Below are 16,672 nucleotides of genomic sequence, written 5' to 3'. Positions count from 1 at the left end.
CCTCTCCTTCAGCGTCGCACGCTCAGCGGTCGCAGATCGGTCCACACCTGCGCGATGTGGTCCAGGCACTCGCTCTTGCCGCCCTCGAACCCGGCCTCGCGCCAGCCGGCCGGGATGTCGCGGCCGGCGGGCCAGATCGAGTACTGCTCCTCGTGGTTGATCACCACGGTGAACTTCTCTTCCATGACGCCTACCTTTCTTGAGGTACGAAGGCGGATATGTCGGTCAGTCGGGTGAGGTAGCGGTCGATCGCCTCGACCCCGTCCGCCGCCGGCCGGGCCAGAGAGTCCGCGTACCGGCCGAACCGCCGGGTGTCGAAGTGCAGGGAGCCGTCGGTGAACATCCGGTCGAACTCGGCCGGCGCCGCGTCACGGCCGGGTTCCGGGGGCGGCAGCAGCAGGCGCAGCCCGGCGAGTCTCCCGTCGGACTCGGCGACGGCCTCCAGGCGTTCGCCGAACCGCGCGTAGCCGACCCGTTCGAGCCCGCACCGGCCGGTGAGCGCGTCGAACGCGTCGGCGAGGCGCAGGCTCGCCGGCCACAGCACGTGCATCGTGCCGTCGGGCACCTCGATGTCGCCGATCGCGGCCCCCGCCACGAACCGGGCGACCACGTCCACCGGTGTCACGTCGGTCGCGGCCTCGGTCGGGAACACGCAGCCGGTGCGCGCGCACGCGTACAGCAGGTTGTGCGCCAGCGAGTCGGGGTTGGCCACGCCCGTCTCCCGGTGCGGCCAGACCTCGCCGAGGCGGTACACCACCGAGCCGACGCCCTGCCGGCGCGCGCCGGCGAGCAGGCTCTCGGCGACGTACTTCGATCTGTTGTAGCCGTCCGCGGCGACCTGGTCGGGCGCCGGCATCAGGTCCTCGGTGAGGCGCGGGGCGACCCGCCCGTCGGGGGCGAAGATGCTCAAGGTGGACAGGGTGTGCAGGCGGGCGCCGCCCGAGGCGAGCTTGAGGAGCTCCTGCACGCCGAGCACGTTGGCCGGGCGGTGGTCCAGGTAGCCCGACAGGAAGTTCACCGCGCCCGCGGCGTTGACCACACCGGACACGGCCGACGCGATCGCGTCGAAGCGCTCCCGCGGCAGGCCGAGCAGCTCGCCGCCCAGGTCGCCGGGGACCACCTCGACCCGCCCGGCCTTGATCGCCGTGGGCAGCTGCTGCCGGGCGGACGTCAGCCCGTACCGGTCGAGGACCTCGATCAGCCGCCGGGTGCCGTCGGGGGGGTCACAGGCGCGTACCAGGCAGATGAGCTCGGTGTTGGAGTGCGTCAGCAGCTCGGCGAGGACGTGCGCCCCGATGAACCCGGTCGCGCCGGTGAGCAGCAGTGTCCGCGGCGGTCGCCACGCCAGGTCGTGCCTGATGTAGGCCAGTTCGGCGCTGTCGTCGTCGACGCCCTTGGTCAGCCGCGCGGCCTGCCCGCGCACGGTCGACTCGACGAGCAGGTCCCTGGGCCGCACCGGCCTGCCCAGGCGTTCGCCGACCGCGGTGGTGAGCCGGTAGGCGCTCAGCGAGGTGCCCCCGTAGTCGGAGAAGGGCACGACCACCGAGACCTGTTCCCGTTCCAGCACCTCGCGCCACGCCGAGCAGACCAGTTCCTCCATCGGGTCGGCCGGCGGCTCGATCGGCTCGGCGGGGCCTTCCTGCCGTGCCGTCTCGGCCACGATGAGCCCGGTCAGCGCCTTGCGGTCCGCCTTGCCGTTGTGGTTGAGCGGCAGCTCGTCGAGCACCACGATCTGGTGCGGGACCTGCTCGGCCGGCAGTCTCTCCGCCGCGTGCTCGCGAAGCTCCTCCGCGGAGGGCGTCTCGTCCGGTGATCGCGGCGTGACGCAGCCGGCCAGGGTGGCCTCGGGGGCCTCGCCGAGCACGACCGCCGTCGCGTTGCCGACGAGCGGGTGGTCGGCCAGGGCCGACGCGACGTCGCCGAGCTCCACCCGCACCCCGCCGAGCTTGACCTGCTCGTCGAGGCGGCCGACGAAGTGCAGCAGCCCGTCCTCGCCGACCCGCGTCAGGTCGCCGGTCCGGTACAGCCTCCGGCCCGGGATCTCCGGGAACGGGTTGGGCACGAACGTCCGCGCGGTGCGCCCGGGATCGTTGAGGTAGCCCGCCCCGACGCACTCGCCGCCCAGGTACAGCTCGCCGGGCGTGCCATCCGGGAGGGGCAGGAGATCGTCGCCGAGCACGATCGCGGCGGTGTTGTCGATGGGGCGCCCGAGCGGGATCCGGTCGACGTCGGCGTCCGAGACGTCGTGGAACACCGAACCGATGGAACACTCCGTCGGCCCGAACGTATTGGTGATCTCGAGGCCCGGCAGCAGCGCGCGCAGCCGGTGCACCACGGCGGGACCCGCCGCCTCCCCGCCGATCAGCATGCGGCGCAGGCTCGACATCGCGGCGCGCAGTTCCTCGCGCTCCTCCAGCAGGGACACGAACGCCGCGAGCACGGACGGCACGAAGTCGGTCATCGTGACGCCGTAGTGGCCGATGGTCATCGCGGTCTCCTCGAGGTCGAGGATCCCGTCGCGGTCCGGCAGCACGACCTGCCCGCCGGATGTCAGCGGCCACAGCACCTGCCACATCGAGGAGTCGAACGTGGACCGGCTGTTCTGCAGCGTCACGTGGCCGGCCCCGTCGCCGAACCGGCGCGACATCGCGGTCAGCCTGTTGACCAGGCCGCGGTGGTGGTTGAGCGCGCACTTGGGCATGCCCGTCGAGCCGGAGGTGTAGAAGCCGTAGATCAGGTCCTCGGGGCCGGGCGCACGGCCGGCCGGCGGCGGTTCCAGGCCGGCCGGACCGCGCGGCGGACTCGCGTGGTCGACGATTACCGCCGGAATGGACAATTGCAGTTCGGCGAGGGTTCCCGCCGTCGCGGGCGACGCCACGACGGCGGGGGGCGACAGTTCTTTCATGATCGCCCTGAGCCGCTCGGCCGGCCAGGCCGGATCCAGCGGCACGAACGCCGATCCCGCCTTCATGACCCCGATGAGCGCGGTCGGGAATTCGAGGCCGTCCGCTGTCAGCACGGGTATCAAATGTCGTGTCGGTACGCCTTCGCCGATCAGTCGATTGGCCGTCGCATTCGCTGCGGCATCGAGGTCGGCATAGCTCATCGTCATGTCCCGGTAGCGGACGGCGGGACGGTCCGGCGAATTCTCCCTGTGCCTGCGGAACAGGTCGAGGACCGTGCTTTGCCGGGGGAATTCGTGCTGTGGACCCAGTGATGAGTGGACGGCGTTTCGGGCATCTTCGCTCGAGTGCGTCTGCTGATGGCGTGGCATCGTGCTTCCATGGTCTCGGCTGGCAACAGGTCCTCTGCCAGGCAGATCAGTCACTATTCAGATGGGTGATTTCCAGATGGCCCGGGCCGGCCCTCGGCGAGCGTCACGAGGGTGGCGGAGAGATGCCCGGCGTGTTTTACGGCGACGCCTGGCGCCCGGCCCGATTCCCGGCCGGATATGCGGCGACCATGGGGTTTCTTTTCATGATGGATCGTGCGTGCGGTGACCACGCGTTTCCTCCCCACACCAGGAGACATGACTGATGAGCGATATGTTGAATAACCTGTATCCATCAAGTTTGGGGTTACTTCCATACTGGAACACCCGGCCGGTGTTCGCAAGCCCGGACGTCGCCACGATCCGCTTGATGAGGCTCTGAACTGCATCTATGTGCATCCGATCCACGCGGGAACCCGCGTGGACCGGCGACGGTCCCCGGCGCGCACTGCCGCCGTGACTTCACGTCCCGCCCCGGCCGATGACGGCGCCGACCTCGGCTCCGAGCGCCCGCGCGGCCATCCGGAATGCGGATGAAAAACTCCGGGACCGGCACGGCGGGCGGCGATCGGAACAGGCGCCGACCAGGTGGTATGCGAAAGGTACGCCCGTCCGTACCCGGGTCGGCGCCCTCTAATCCAAAGAACACACTTTTCTCGTAGAATCAATCGAAAATGGGCGGTGACCAGCGGGGAATCGCAGGAAGATCTTCGTTCTATCGCGTTGGGCAGGCAATCGGAGACACGTTCCCGCACCCTTGTTCGACTTGAACGAATGATCCGGAAAGGACACCGGTAAAGATCTAATCGGCCATGCCGAATCAACGCGGATGGACAAGGGACGACACCGGGATCGTCGACGCGCGGAGCGTTCGGGGTTGCCGTTCACGGGCAGTCCGGGTAAAGGTTGACATATTGATCGCCGACATCGTGTCCCGTCCACCAGCGCAAAGGAGGAGGTCATGGGGCAAGCCGATGACAACGCACGGGCCGGGTTATTCCAATCGGGAGGACTCTCCTCCCTGGCCGTAGGGGTCTGGCTTCACGAGATATCCACTCCGACACGGCACTATCTCGCCGATATCGGCCAGTCGAATCACGCGGATATGGACGCACTCGTTTCTTCTCTACAGAAGTTCGGTGCCGAGGTCGTCATTGTCGATTTACGATCGTCCATGGCCTCGATGGCGTCGGATCTGCTGCGGTACCGCGCCCGTCACGACGGTGGCTACTGGAACACGACCGGCGCGGCCCGTTTCGTGCTCGTCAACGAGCTCGCGCCGCGGATGCGGGCGGACGGATGCCGGACGCTCGTCCACGGCTGTGTCGGCGGGGGCAACGACCAGCGCCGGTTCGCGCGGTACGGCGCCCAGGTCGCCCCGGGGACGCCCGTCGTCGAGCCGTGGACGGATCCGCGGGCGCTCGAGCGGTTCCCCGGCCGCGACGCCATGCTCGCGGCGGTCGCCGAGCACGGGCTGCGTCTCGACCCGGGCAGCGGCGCCGACCGGTCCACCGACGCCAACCTCGCCGGCGTCTCCCACGAGTCGGCCGAGCTGGAGGACCTGGAGACGCCGGTCACCCGTCTGCGTCCGCGGTGGAGCCGGTGGCCCGAGGAGGGCCCGGCCGAGCCCGAGACCGTCACCGTCGTCTTCCGCGACGGACGGGTCGCCGACGTCAACGGCAGCGGGCCCGACCCGGTCGAGTGGATGACGCTGGCCAACGAGATCGGGGCACGCCACGGCGTGTGGCTCCGTGACGTGGTCGAACGGCGCATCATCGGCACGGTCTGCCGGGGCATCTACGAGGCGCCCGGCCTGGAGGTGCTCGAACGCGCGTGGACCCGCGTCCTGCAGGCCAGCCTCGACGCGGCGGGCCGCGAACTCTACGACCGGCTGTCCGCCGGACTGGGCTCCGCGCTGTACGAGGCGCGCTGGCTGGAGCCCGCCGCGTACGCGGCACGGGAGGCGATCGACCGCCTCGTCGGCGACGTCAGCGGAAGCGTGACCCTCTCCGTCCACCGCGGCGTCGTCCGGGTCGAGGGGATGAAGGCGGCCGGCCACGTGACACAGCAGACACGGTTCGGCTCGGGCGGCAACCGCTGGAGCGGAGTAGTCGCCGTCTAGGCGAAAGGAGGAGGCGATGCGTGAGCGTCGATTCGGCCGGCTGGGCTGGATGGTCGGCGAGGTCGGCTACGGGATGTGGGGCATAGCCGGCGGTGAGGGCGGATGGACCGGCGCCGACGGCCGGACCGGTGACACCGCGCTGGACGAGGCCGTGCGGCTCGGGTGCGACTTCTTCGACACCGCCTGGATCTACGGCCGCGGGGAGAGCGAGAGGATGCTCGGGAGGCTGGCCGGAAGGCACCCGGACCGCCGCCTGCGCATCGCGACCAAGGCCCCGCCGAAGGATCGCACCTGGCCGTCCACCCGGGAGTCCAGGCTGTCGGACGTGTACCCGCCGGACCATCTCTGGGAGTACCTGCACCGCAGCCTCGAGGGGCTGGGCACCCCGTCGGTCGACCTGTTCCAGTTCCACGTCTGGGAGGACGCCTGGGCGCACGACGCGGCGTGGCAGGACACCGTCGCCGAGATGAAGGAACGCGGGCTGATCAAAGGGGTCGGCATCAGCGTCAACCGCTGGGAACCCTGGAACGTCCTGCAGACCCTGAAGACCGGGTTGATCGACTCGGTGCAGGTCATCTACAACATCTTCGACCAGGCCCCCGAGGACGAGCTCTTCCCGGCATGCCGTGAGCTGGACGTGGCGGTGATCGCCCGGGTGCCCTTCGACGAGGGCTCGCTCACCGGCACCCTCACCCGCGACACCCGCTGGCCCGAGGGCGACTGGCGCAACACCTACTTCGTCCCCGAGAACCTCGCCGCGAGCGTGGAGCGCGCCGAACGGCTGGCGCGGATCGTGCCCGAGGGCATGACCATGCCCGAACTGGCCCTGCGCTTCATCCTGCAGAACCCCGACGTCACCACCGTCATCCCCGGCATGCGCAAGCCCGCCCACGTACGCGCCAACATCGCCGTCAGCGACGCCGAACCACTGGACGGGGAACTGATGGCGCGGCTGCGCGAGCACCGCTGGGACCGCCGGCCCACGGCGTGGTCGCAGTGAGCGCCGCGCCGAAGCCCGTCGTGCTGTGGGCCGTGCCCCGGTCCCGGTCCACGGCGTTCCTGCGCATCATGATCGAGCGTGGCGATCTCGAGGTGGCCCACGAGCCGTTCTCGTACCTGCAGTCGGAGGGCCACTTCGAGTTCGCGGGCAGGCGCGCCTCGTCGGCGATCGAGCTGCTCGACGTGATGCTCGAGGTCAACGCCAAGGAGCGGCGGGTGTTCGCCAAGGACACCTCCGACTACACCTACACCTCGCTGTTCGAGGACGAGCGCCTGTTCGGCGACGTCGTCAACACCTTCATGATCCGGGAACCGCGGAGCGCGATCTCCTCGCACTACGCCATGAACCCCGGGGCCACCCTGGAGGAGTACGGGTTCGAGTACCTGCACACCATCTTCGACGCCGTGCGGTCGGCCACCGGCGAGATCCCCCTGGTGATCGACGGCGACGACCTGGTGGCCGACCCGGAGGCGATGGTCCGGGCGTACTGCGAGCGGGTCGAACTCGAGTTCGTGCCCGAGGCGATGCGCTGGGAGCCCGGCCAGCAGGAGAACTGGCGGCGCACGAACCGGTGGCACGCGGAGGTGGCCGAGAGCAGCGGGCTCGTGGCCAGGCCGCCCCAGCGGCGTGAGACGCCCGACACCAACGAGCACCTGCGCCGCGTCGCCGAGTATCACCAGCCGTTCTACGACGCGCTCGCGCGCCACCGCCTCACGGTCGGCGGGGATCGATGACGTGCCGGCGTGGGATCCGCGTCCTCAGCGTCCTCAGCGTCCTCAGCGTCCTCAGCGGGGGACGCGCCGGTGGGCCCTCAGCGTCCTCCGTGGAGGACACGGAGGACACGGAGGGCCCGCCACGACGGCGGGCCGGGCGGGGCCGGGGCGGACCGGACCTCAGGGCGCCGCCAGGACCGGCCCCCTCCGGGCGCGGGAGGACGATTCGCTCGCCGGCCGTTCTCCCGCCGCCCGGATCGGCGTCACTTCACCTTTCGCCGCATGATCGGGCGATCGCCGCGCGGGCGGGCCACCTCGGAGAATCCGGCCTTGAGGAACGCGCTGGCTATTCCCGTCATCGCCGTGTCCGCACCCGCGCGTTTCCCGTCGCGAGGTTCGACCGGATAACCTTCGGCGATTTCGTAACCCGCCGATGCCGCGTAATCGCAGACGGCTTCCAGAATGGCCGGAAGCAGCCCGGAGTCACGATGTTCTTTCTGGACGTACACGCACGCGATCGCACACACCGGTTCGTCGTCGACGCTCGCGAGGAGCGGTGAGCGTTCCAGCCGCGGGAACGACGAACGCGGCCCGAGCGAGCACCAGGCCACCGGCGTGTCGTCGCCGTCGTAGACGACCACACCCGGGGGCGTCTTGCGCTGGGCCAGGCGCTTCATGGCCTGCTTGTTCCCCTCGCCCTTCCCTTTCGTCCACTCCTCGATGGACAGCCGCCAGTGCATGCACCAGCACCCGCGGGCACCTCCGTTGGTCCCGAGGACCGCCTCGAAGTCGCTCCAGGTCTTCTTGGACAGCTCCTTGGCGGTCAGGGAGACGGACGCTTTCCGATTGCTACGGGCGTTCATCGTCGCACCCTCCATGTGGTGTCGAAGGATTGATGTACGTGAGCGTTTCCCCGCCGCGTTTCCCGGCATGCGGCGGTCCGCGTTCATGTCCGGCGGGCGGCCGGGATCGTTTCCTTTCCGGACGAGGTCGCGAGGACCGGATGTTCATGCGTGGCGGCTCGCCCGAGTGGTCACCACGCGATTTCCTCTCTTCGTGGGCCGCCGACAGGAGCGCACGAAATTTATATAACTGATATAGCGATTTTATAGGTTACTATAGGTGGGGCACGGCCGCAGGAATAAGGACCGTTCGACCGGGGTCGGGCGGAGCGGCGACAGCGACACGACGATCAGCGGGCCCCCACCGGCCGGGGCGAGGCCGGCACGACTCACGGCGGGCCGCCGGCGGTCCCGTCGCCGGCGACACGGGCGACGTCACCGGACCCGCCGGGCCCCCGGCACCGCGGCCGGTGGCCGGGCCGCAAGGGACAGAGAAGCTCAGCGAGGACGGAGGACCGGACGTGGCCGAAGAAGACGTCCTGGACATGCTCGAAGCCGAGGCGATCCACGTGCTGCGCGAGGTCGCCGGCGCGTTTCGCCGACCGGTGTTGATGTACTCGATCGGCAAGGACTCCTCGGTGCTGCTGCACCTGGCGACCAAGGCGTTCTCACCGGGCCGGATGCCGTTCCCGGTGCTGCACATCGACACCACGTGGAAGTTCCGCGAGATGATCGCCTTCCGGGACGACACGGCCCGGCGGCTGGAGCTCGACCTGCGGGTGCACACCAACCCGGAGCAGGGGGTGACGCCGTTCACCCACGGCGCGCACGAGTACACCCGGATCATGAAGACCGAGGCGCTGCGCCAGGCGCTCGACGAGAACGGGTTCGACGCGGCGATCGGCGGCGCGCGGCGCGACGAGGAGCGGTCGCGGGCCAAGGAGAGGATCTTCTCGCTGCGCGAGCCCGGCCATCGCTGGGAGCCGCGCTCGCAGCGCCCGGAGTTCTGGTCGTGGGCGAACACCGAGCTGGCCGAGGGCCAGACGATGCGGGTGTTCCCGCTGTCGAACTGGACGGAGCTGGACGTCTGGCGCTACATCAGGCGGGAGAGCATCCCCGTGGTGCCGCTGTACTTCTCCGCCCCGCGCCCGGTCGTCGAGCGGGACGGCTCGCTGATCATGGTGGACGACGAGCGCTTCCCCCTGTCGCCCGGCGAGGAGCCGGCGACGCGCCGGGTGCGGTTCCGCACCCTCGGCTGCTACCCGCTGACCGCGGCCGTCGAGTCGAAGGCCGAGAACATCGACGAGGTCATCGACGAGATGCGGCTCGACCGCAGGTCCGAGCGCGCCGGCCGGCTCATCGACGGTGAGGGCGGCACGTCCATAGAGAGCAAGAAGTCTGAGGGGTACTTCTGATGGTCGCGGTTCTGAGAGTGGTGGCGTGCGGCTCGGTCGACGACGGCAAGTCCACCCTTATCGGTCAACTCCTCGCCAACACCGGCGGCGCCACCGACGACCAGCTCGACTACGCGAGGCGGACCAGGCGCGGCGGCTCCACGATCCCGGCCGGGGCGGTGGACTACTCGCTGCTGACCGACGGGCTGGAGGCCGAGCACGAGCAGGGCATCACCATCGACGTCGCCCACCTCTTCCTTGACCTGCCGTCCGGGCGGCGGGTGATCGTCGCCGACGCGCCCGGGCACGAGCAGTACACCCGCAACATGGCGGTCGCGGCCTCCACCGCGGACGTCGCGGTGCTGCTCGTCGACGCCACCAAGGGGGTCCGCGAGCAGACGCACCGCCACCTGTCGATCTGCGCGCTCATGGGCGTGCCGTCCGTCATCGCGGTGGTCAACAAGCTCGACGCGGTGGACTGGGACCGGTCGGTCTTCAACGACCTCGCCGGCGAGGTGCTGTCGGCGGCGGCCGGTTTCGACATGACGGCGAGCGTGATCCCGGCCAGCGCGCTCGCCGGGGACAACGTCGTCACCCCGTCGCCGAACCTGCCGTGGTACGACGGGCCGACGCTGCTGGACGCGCTGGAGGCCTGGGAGCCGGCCGACCGGCCGCGACGGGACGGCTACCGGCTGCCCGTCCAGTACGTGATCCGGGCGGACGACTTCCGCGGTTTCGCGGGCACGGTGTTCGGCGGACCGGTCCGGCCCGGCGACACCGTCGCGGTCGCGGGCAGCGGCGCGACGTCGACGATCGACCGGCTGCTCGGCCCCGGCGGCGCCGACCTCGACCGGGCCGACCCCGGCACCGCGGTGACGGTGACACTGGCCGACGACGTCGACGTCCGCCGCGGGGACCTGCTCACCACGCCGGAGGTCCTCGGCGACGGGCTCTCCCCGGCGACGGCGTACTCCGCCACGCTGATCTGGACCGCCGAGGAGCCGCTGCGGCACGGCCGCTCCTACCTGCTGATGGCCGGGACGCGGACCGTGCCCGCCGTGGTCACGACCGTGCGCGGCAGGCTGGACGTGACGTCCGGCAAGCAGTTCGCCACGCGCACCCTCGACCTCAACGACATCGGCACGGTCGAGCTGACCACCGACGGCCCGGTCTGCCTGGACGCCTACCGGGAGTGCCGGGACACCGGCAGTCTCCTGCTGGTGGACCGGGTCAGCAAGGAGACGGTGGCGGCCGGCATGGTCCGGCACGCGCTGCGGCGCGGCCGCAACGTCGTCCCGCACACCTACACCGTCGACCGCGACGCCAGGCAGCGGCTCAAGGGGCAGCGGGCCAAGGTGCTGTGGCTGACCGGCCTGCCCGGCGCCGGCAAGTCGACGATCGCCAACGCCCTGGAGCGGCGGCTGCACTCCATGGGGCTGCACACCTACGTGCTCGACGGCGACAACGTCCGCAGCGGGCTGAACAAGGACCTCGGGTTCACCCCCGGGGACCGCGCGGAGAACGTGCGCCGGGTCGCCGAGCTGACCCGCATCCTGGTGGACGCCGGGCTGATCGTGATCGTCGCGCTGGTCTCGCCGTTCCGGACGGACCGCAGGGTGGCCAAGGGCCTGTTCCAGCCGGGCGACTTCGCCGAGGTCTGGGTGAACACCCCGGCCGAGGTGTGCGCGAGCCGGGACCCGAAGGGCCTGTACGCCCAGGCGAAGGCCGGCACGCTGCCCAACATGACCGGCCACGGCCAGGCCTACGAGCCGCCGGAGAACCCCGACCTGGTGGTCGACGGCACCGGATCGGTCGACGACGCGACCGACGCGCTGTGCGCGCTCCTGCGTGACTGAGACCGTTCCGCGAACACGGGAACACGGGAACACGGGGACGCGGGAACGCGGGAACGCGGGGCCTCGATCCCGCCCGATCGCCGGGCCGGCGATCGGGCGGGGACCAGGCTCACAGCGGCAGGGCGCCGCCGGTCTTGAGGGCCTTCATCGCGATCTGCGAGGTGAGCTTGTCCAGCCCGGGCAGGCGCCCCAGCCGCTCCAGGCAGAGCTGGCTGTAGGCCTCCATGTCGGGCACGGCCACCCGCAGCACGTAGTCGGGGCGGCCGAACATCCGCAGGCACTCGACCACGTCGTCGATCTCCAGCACGGCCGTCTCGAAGGCGGTGACCGTCTCGGCGTCCTGGCCCTCCAGCTCGACGTAGGCGACGACCTGGAAGCCCCGGCCGACCGCCACGGGGTCGATCACGGCGCGGTAGCCGGTGATCACCCCGGACTCCTCCAGGTTGCGGACCCGGCGCAGGCAGGGGGACGGCGTCAGCCGTACCCGCTCGGCCAGCTCCAGGTTGCTCAACCGCCCGTCCACCTGCAGGAGGTTGAGAATTGCGCGATCCGTCCCATCCATGACATCGGATGCTAACGAGACGGTCCATCCTTGGAAAGAATGAAATCGAGTTTTGTTCTGTCTGACATAACCTTGCGGACACCGCAGGAGTGCCACAGACGGGACCAGGACTATGACGATCTTCGCCGACGCCCGTGAGATCTCTCCCGACGACCGCTACCTTCTCGACGAGGGCCGGGTCTTCATGACCGGCACCCAGGCCCTGGTACGTGTGATCCTCGACCGGATGCGCGCCGACCGCGCCGCCGGCCTGGACACCGGCGCGATGGTGTCGGGTTATCCCGGCTCCCCGCTGGGCGGCTTCGACCAGGAGCTGGCCCGCTCCCGCCGGCACGCCGAGCCGCTGGGCGTGGTGCACCGCCCCGGGCAGAACGAGGAGCTCGGCGCCACCGCCGTCTGGGGCAGCCAGCTCGTGCCCACCCTCCCCCGCCCGCGCAGGTCCGGCGTGCTGGGCGTCTGGTACGGCAAGGCGCCGGGCGTGGACCGCGCGGCCGACGCGTTCCGGCACGGCAACTTCGTCGGCGCCCACCCCGACGGCGGCCTGATCGCGTTCTGCGGCGACGACCCCTCCTGCAAGTCCTCCACCCTCCCCTCGGCGACCGAGAGCGCGCTCGCCGCGCTGGGCATGCCGGTCGTCCACCCCGGAAGCGTCCAGGAGCTGCTCGACCTGGGCCGTCATGCGATCATGGCGTCCCGGGCGAGCGGCCTCTGGGTCGCGGTGAAGGCCGTCTCCAACGTCGTGGACGCCACCGGCACCGTGGACCTCGGGTACGACCGGGTCGCCCCGGTCGTACCCGAGGTCGAGTACGAGGGCAGGCCCTACCGGCACGTGCCCGACGCCACCCTGCTCACCCCGTGGTCGCTGGAGATGGAGCGCACCCTGGTCGGCCCGAGGCTGGAGCTGGCCCGCGCCTACGCCCGCGAGAACGGCCTCAACCGCGTCACCTGCGACCCCGCGGACGCCTGGCTGGGCATCGTCGCCTCCGGGACCGCCTACCACGACGTGCGCGAGGGCTTCCGCAAGCTGGGCGTCACCCCCGAGGAGGCCGGCGTCCGGCTGCTGAAGATCGGCATGATCTGGCCGCTGGAGGAGCGGATCGTCCGCGCGTTCGCGCGCGGGCTGTCGGAGATCCTGGTCGTGGAGGAGAAGGCCCCGCTGCTGGAGACCTCGGTCAAGGACGTGCTGTACGGGATCGCCGGCGCCCCCCGCGTGCTGGGCAGGCGCGACGAGAACGGCGAGCGGCTCATCCCCGGGTACGGGTCCGTCGACGCCGACCTGGCCGCCAAGGCCATCGCCTTCCGGCTGCGGCGCCGGGGTCTGACCGGCTTCGGCGACCGGATGGACGCCGGGCTCGCGCTGCTGAACCGCCCGGCGCCGCTGACGCTGCTCGCCCCGAAGCGCACGCCCTTCTTCTGCTCGGGCTGCCCGCACAACCGCTCCACCGCCGTGCCCGACAACGCGCCCGTCGGCGCCGGCATCGGCTGCCACACGATGGTGGTGCTCAACCGTGAGGGCAAGGGCGAGCTCATGGGCCTGACCCAGATGGGCGGGGAGGGGACGCAGTGGATCGGCCAGGCGCCCTTCACCGACACCCCGCACATCTTCCAGAACCTCGGCGACGGCACCTTCCACCACAGCGGCTCGCTCGCGATCAGGGCGGCGGTCGGCGCGGGCGTCAACATCACCTACAAGCTGCTCTACAACAGCGCGGTGGCGATGACCGGCGGCCAGACCATCACCCCGGCCCTGTCGGTGGCCGAGCTGACCCGCTGGCTGGAGATCGAGGGCGTGCGCCGGGTCGTCGTCACCACCGACGAGCCCGAGCGCTACCGGGGGGTCAAGCTGTCGGGCATCGCCGAGGTCCGCGACCGCACGGCCCTGGACGACGCCCAGCGCGAGCTGGCCGCGATCCCCGGCGTGACCGTGCTCGTCCACGACCAGCAGTGCGCGGCCGAGAAGCGGCGGCTGCGCAAGCGGGGCGAGCTGCCCGACCCGGCCAAGAGGGTGGCGATCAACCAGCGGGTCTGCGAGGGCTGCGGCGACTGCGCGCAGAAGTCCGAGTGCCTGTCGGTGCTGCCGGTCGAGACCGAGTTCGGCCGCAAGACCGAGATCCACCAGTCGTCCTGCAACAAGGACTACTCCTGCGTGGAGGGCGACTGCCCGTCCTTCGTGACCGTCCTGCCCGCCAGGGGCAGGGCCTCCGGGAAGCGCGCCGCCGTGCCCGTACCGCCCGTGATGCCGCTGCCCGAGACGCGCGCCGGTGAGGCGGCGATCAGGATGGTCGGCGTCGGCGGCACCGGCGTGGTGTCGGTCGCGCAGATCCTGGGCACCGCCGCGCTGCTCGACGGCAGGCGGTCACGCGGGCTCGACCAGACCGGGCTGGCCCAGAAGGGCGGCACCGTCGTCTCCGACATCCTCATCTACGACGCCGACGACGCCGACGGCGAGGACGGCGAGCGCACGGCGCGGGGCGGCACGGCCAGCGTGGACGCCTACCTCGCGCTGGACCTGATCGGCGCCACCGACCCCGCCCACCTGGCCGCGGCCGACCGCGGCCGGACCGTGGCGGTGGTCTCCACCAGCCTGGCCCCGACCGGTTCGATGGTGCTCGACCCGTCCACCCACCTGACCGACCCGGCCTCGCCGATCGCGGTGCTGGAGACGCGGACCCGGCGCGGGCTGAACGTCTACCTCGACGCCGAGGAGCTGGCCCAGGCGCTGTTCGGCGACCACATGCCGGCCAACACCGTCATCGTCGGGGCCGCCTGGCAGCGCGGGCTCATCCCGGTCGGGCTGGAGGCGATCGAGGGGGCCATCCGCGCGACCGGCGGGCGGTCGGCCGAGCGGACACTGGCCGCCTTCCACTGGGGCCGCGCCGTGGTCGCCGCCCCCGAGGCGGTGGCCGAGGCGACCCGTCCCGCGCCCCCGGTCGTGCCGGCCCCGTCCCCGGAGGCGGCCCGGCTCGTCGGCGCGGTCGCCGAACCCGGCACCGAGTTGCACCGCGTCCTGACGGTGCGGGTGCCCGACCTGGCCGCCTACCAGGACCTGCGCCACGCCGCCCGCTACGCCGACGCGGTCCGCGCGGTCCTGGACAGGGAACGCGCGGCCTCGCAGGCGGCCCCCGCGGCGGCCTCGCCGGCATCGACGCAGGCGGCCTCCGGGACGGCCGCGGAGGGGTCCTTCCCGATCACCGAGGCCTACGCCCGCGAGCTGCACCGGCTGATGGCCTACAAGGACGAGTACGAGGTGGCGCGGCTGCACCTCGATCCGGCCGAGCGGGCCAGGATCGCCGCCGAGTTCGGCCCGGGGGCGCGGATCTCCTACAACCTGCACCCGCCGGTCCTGCGCGCCATGGGCGTGAAGCGCAAGATCCGGCTCGGCGCCTGGTTCGACCCGGCCTTCCGCGCGCTGTACGGCATGCGCCGGCTGCGCGGCACCCGGCTGGACCCGTTCGGGCTGGGGACGGTGCGCGCGACCGAGCGGGAACTCGCCGCCGAGTACACCCGCGACGTGCACCGCGCGCTGGACCACCTGCGCCCGGAGACGGCCGGGCGGGTGCTGGAGCTGGCCGGGCTGCCCGAGCTGGTACGGGGGTACGAGCACGTCAAGCTCCGCAACGTGACGGTCTACCGCGAGCGCGCGGCGCGGCTGCTGGGCGACCTGTCCGGGCTCTGAGCGGCCGGGCCCTGAACGCGGGTCCGGCCGGCGCCCAGCGGGACGGCCTCGCGCAGCGACCGCCCGGTGAGCAGCCCGTACAGGACGCCGGAGACGAACGCGTCCCCGGCGCCGTTCGTGTCGACCACCGGGCCCGGCGGCGGCACGGCGGGAAAGCGGTGCGGGCCGTCCTCGTCGAGGACGCGGCAGCCCTCGGCGCCGTCGGTGCAGACGACGGCGCGGGCACGCCCGCGCGCCAGGATCTCGCGCATGACCTCGTCGCGGCGCGCTCCGAGCGCGGCGGCCGACAGGAAGACCAGGTCGGAGGAGAGTGCGAAGTCGCGGTGGTGGTCGCTCTCCCCGTCCCAGTCGTGCAGGTCGGTGGAGACGAGTCCGGCGCCCGGCGCGCGGGCCTCGCGCTCCAGGTCGGGGTAGACGTGGCGGGAGAAGTCGGTGATCGACACGTGGACGTGCCGGGCGGCGCGCACCGCGTCCAGGTAGAGCTCCCGCGGCAGCCGCTCGCCCGGCGCCGCGCGCGGGTCGAACAGCGAGGTGCGCCGCCCGTCCGGGCCGACGAGCAGGACGCTGCGCCGGGTCCCCTGGGGGGCGTGCGCCCAGGCGGTGTCGACGCCGGTGCCCGCGAAGCGGTCCCGGACGAACCGGCCCTGCGGGTCGTCGCCGATCAGGTCGACGAGCTTGACCCTCAGGCCGAGCGCGTCGCAGCCCAGGGCGACGCCGCTGCCGGTGTTGCCGATCCGGTCGATCATCGGGGGGACCGCGTGGGTGTCGGCGTACGGCAGGGGCAGCGAGGGCACGTAGGCGGTGGTGTCGACGCCGGTCCCGCCGATGACGACGACGTCGTGGACGTCGTGGACGTCGTGGACGTCGTGGGCTGTCCTCATGCGCCCATGCTCCCAGTCGTGGGCCGTCCTCGTGCGCCCGCGCTCCCACCGGCCGGGCCGGGCCGTCGCCCGCGGGAGGGTCAGCGGTTGACCAGCGGGCCGGAGCCGGTGGAGCGGCGCACCACGAGCTCGGGCTGGAAGATCAGCTCGACGTGCTTGGCGTGCACCCCGTTGATCTCCTCCAGCAGGGTGGCCACCGCGGCCGAGGCCATCGCGCCGATGGGTTTGCGCACGGTGGTCAGCGGCGGGTCGGTGAACGCGATCAGCGGCGAGTCGTCGAACCCCACCACCGAGACGTCACCCGGCACCGACAACCCGCGGTCGCGGCAGGCGCGGATCGCGCCCAGCGCCATCA

General features: G+C 71.6%; 12 protein-coding genes. 6 read left to right on the top strand and 6 right to left on the bottom strand.

The window, feature by feature from the left end:
* Positions 1-8 precede the first annotated feature (8 nt).
* Both AB0G16_RS11265 and AB0G16_RS11260 read right to left on the bottom strand, forming a co-directional pair.
* The gene (locus AB0G16_RS11265) at positions 9-185 is read right to left on the bottom strand and encodes an MbtH family NRPS accessory protein (protein WP_362802299.1); all 177 of its coding nucleotides are present in this window, start codon (positions 183-185) and stop codon (positions 9-11) included.
* Between the two features lie 5 nt (positions 186-190).
* Positions 191-3,274 carry an amino acid adenylation domain-containing protein gene (locus tag AB0G16_RS11260; RefSeq protein WP_362802295.1) on the bottom strand — a complete coding sequence of 1,028 codons (3,084 nt, stop codon included), beginning with the start codon at positions 3,272-3,274 and terminating at the stop codon, positions 191-193.
* 958 nt (positions 3,275-4,232) lie between these two features.
* Between AB0G16_RS11260 and AB0G16_RS11255 the strand changes: the two genes are divergently transcribed.
* The 3 genes from AB0G16_RS11255 to AB0G16_RS11245 are packed head-to-tail and all read left to right on the top strand — an operon-like array spanning position 4,233 to position 7,127.
* Entirely contained in the window at positions 4,233-5,393 is a 1,161-nt protein-coding gene (locus AB0G16_RS11255; RefSeq protein WP_362802293.1) for an argininosuccinate synthase domain-containing protein, read from the top strand.
* Positions 5,394-5,409: 16 nt separating this feature from the next.
* Positions 5,410-6,393 (top strand): aldo/keto reductase, encoded by a 984-nt coding sequence (locus AB0G16_RS11250; protein ID WP_362802290.1) that lies wholly within the window; start codon positions 5,410-5,412, stop codon positions 6,391-6,393.
* Positions 6,390-7,127 carry a sulfotransferase family protein gene (locus AB0G16_RS11245; RefSeq protein ID WP_362802287.1) on the top strand — a complete coding sequence of 246 codons (738 nt, stop codon included), beginning with the start codon at positions 6,390-6,392 and terminating at the stop codon, positions 7,125-7,127. Before AB0G16_RS11250 ends, AB0G16_RS11245 begins: the two co-directional genes overlap by 4 nt.
* 242 nt (positions 7,128-7,369) lie before the next feature.
* Here the strand turns inward: AB0G16_RS11245 and AB0G16_RS11240 are convergent, their stop codons facing one another.
* Entirely contained in the window at positions 7,370-7,969 is a 600-nt protein-coding gene (locus AB0G16_RS11240) for a GNAT family N-acetyltransferase (RefSeq protein ID WP_362802284.1), read from the bottom strand.
* 500 nt (positions 7,970-8,469) lie between these two features.
* Here AB0G16_RS11240 and cysD point away from each other — a divergent pair, with 500 nt between their 5' ends.
* Both cysD and cysC read left to right on the top strand, forming a co-directional pair.
* Positions 8,470-9,363 carry a sulfate adenylyltransferase subunit CysD gene (gene cysD, locus AB0G16_RS11235; protein ID WP_362802281.1) on the top strand — a complete coding sequence of 298 codons (894 nt, stop codon included), beginning with the start codon at positions 8,470-8,472 and terminating at the stop codon, positions 9,361-9,363.
* Complete coding sequence (cysC, locus tag AB0G16_RS11230; protein WP_362802278.1) at positions 9,363-11,198, top strand: adenylyl-sulfate kinase; 1,836 nt, start codon at positions 9,363-9,365, stop codon at positions 11,196-11,198. The genes cysD and cysC overlap by 1 nt, the downstream gene beginning before the upstream one ends.
* Positions 11,199-11,307: 109 nt before the next feature.
* Here the strand turns inward: cysC and AB0G16_RS11225 are convergent, their stop codons facing one another.
* A complete protein-coding gene (locus tag AB0G16_RS11225; RefSeq protein WP_362802275.1) occupies positions 11,308-11,760 on the bottom strand; it encodes an Lrp/AsnC family transcriptional regulator in 453 nt (150 codons plus the stop codon).
* Between the two features lie 112 nt (positions 11,761-11,872).
* Here AB0G16_RS11225 and AB0G16_RS11220 point away from each other — a divergent pair, with 112 nt between their 5' ends.
* Positions 11,873-15,436 carry an indolepyruvate ferredoxin oxidoreductase family protein gene (locus tag AB0G16_RS11220; protein WP_362802273.1) on the top strand — a complete coding sequence of 1,188 codons (3,564 nt, stop codon included), beginning with the start codon at positions 11,873-11,875 and terminating at the stop codon, positions 15,434-15,436.
* On the opposite strand, the gene AB0G16_RS11215 is transcribed toward AB0G16_RS11220, so the two are convergent.
* Together AB0G16_RS11215 and AB0G16_RS11210 are read right to left on the bottom strand one after the other, a co-directional pair.
* Complete coding sequence (locus tag AB0G16_RS11215) at positions 15,388-16,317, bottom strand: carbohydrate kinase family protein (RefSeq protein WP_362802270.1); 930 nt, start codon at positions 16,315-16,317, stop codon at positions 15,388-15,390. The genes AB0G16_RS11220 and AB0G16_RS11215 overlap by 49 nt on opposite strands.
* Before the next feature lie 80 nt (positions 16,318-16,397).
* On the bottom strand, positions 16,398-16,672 hold a 275-nt coding region (locus AB0G16_RS11210), incomplete at its 5' end, for a substrate-binding domain-containing protein (protein ID WP_362802266.1).

It is taken from the genome of Streptosporangium sp. NPDC023615, from assembly GCF_040640155.1.
GTDB lineage: Bacteria > Actinomycetota > Actinomycetes > Streptosporangiales > Streptosporangiaceae > Streptosporangium.
Note: the sequence above shows the minus strand (reverse complement) of the source record. Positions and strands in the feature narration are given on the sequence as shown.

Excerpts from the sequence above, each read along its gene's own strand:
- AB0G16_RS11250 (WP_362802290.1), top strand. The coding sequence starts at position 5,410 with ATGCGTGAGCGTCGATTCGGCCGGCTGGGCTGGATGGTCGGCGAGGTC.
- AB0G16_RS11225 (WP_362802275.1), bottom strand. The coding sequence starts at position 11,760 with ATGGATGGGACGGATCGCGCAATTCTCAACCTCCTGCAGGTGGACGGG.
- AB0G16_RS11260 (WP_362802295.1), bottom strand. The coding sequence starts at position 3,274 with ATGCCACGCCATCAGCAGACGCACTCGAGCGAAGATGCCCGAAACGCC.
- AB0G16_RS11220 (WP_362802273.1), top strand. The coding sequence starts at position 11,873 with ATGACGATCTTCGCCGACGCCCGTGAGATCTCTCCCGACGACCGCTAC.
- cysC (WP_362802278.1), top strand. The coding sequence starts at position 9,363 with ATGGTCGCGGTTCTGAGAGTGGTGGCGTGCGGCTCGGTCGACGACGGC.
- AB0G16_RS11240 (WP_362802284.1), bottom strand. The coding sequence starts at position 7,969 with ATGAACGCCCGTAGCAATCGGAAAGCGTCCGTCTCCCTGACCGCCAAG.
- AB0G16_RS11215 (WP_362802270.1), bottom strand. The coding sequence starts at position 16,317 with ATGAGGACAGCCCACGACGTCCACGACGTCCACGACGTCCACGACGTC.
- AB0G16_RS11255 (WP_362802293.1), top strand. The coding sequence starts at position 4,233 with ATGGGGCAAGCCGATGACAACGCACGGGCCGGGTTATTCCAATCGGGA.
- AB0G16_RS11265 (WP_362802299.1), bottom strand. The coding sequence starts at position 185 with ATGGAAGAGAAGTTCACCGTGGTGATCAACCACGAGGAGCAGTACTCG.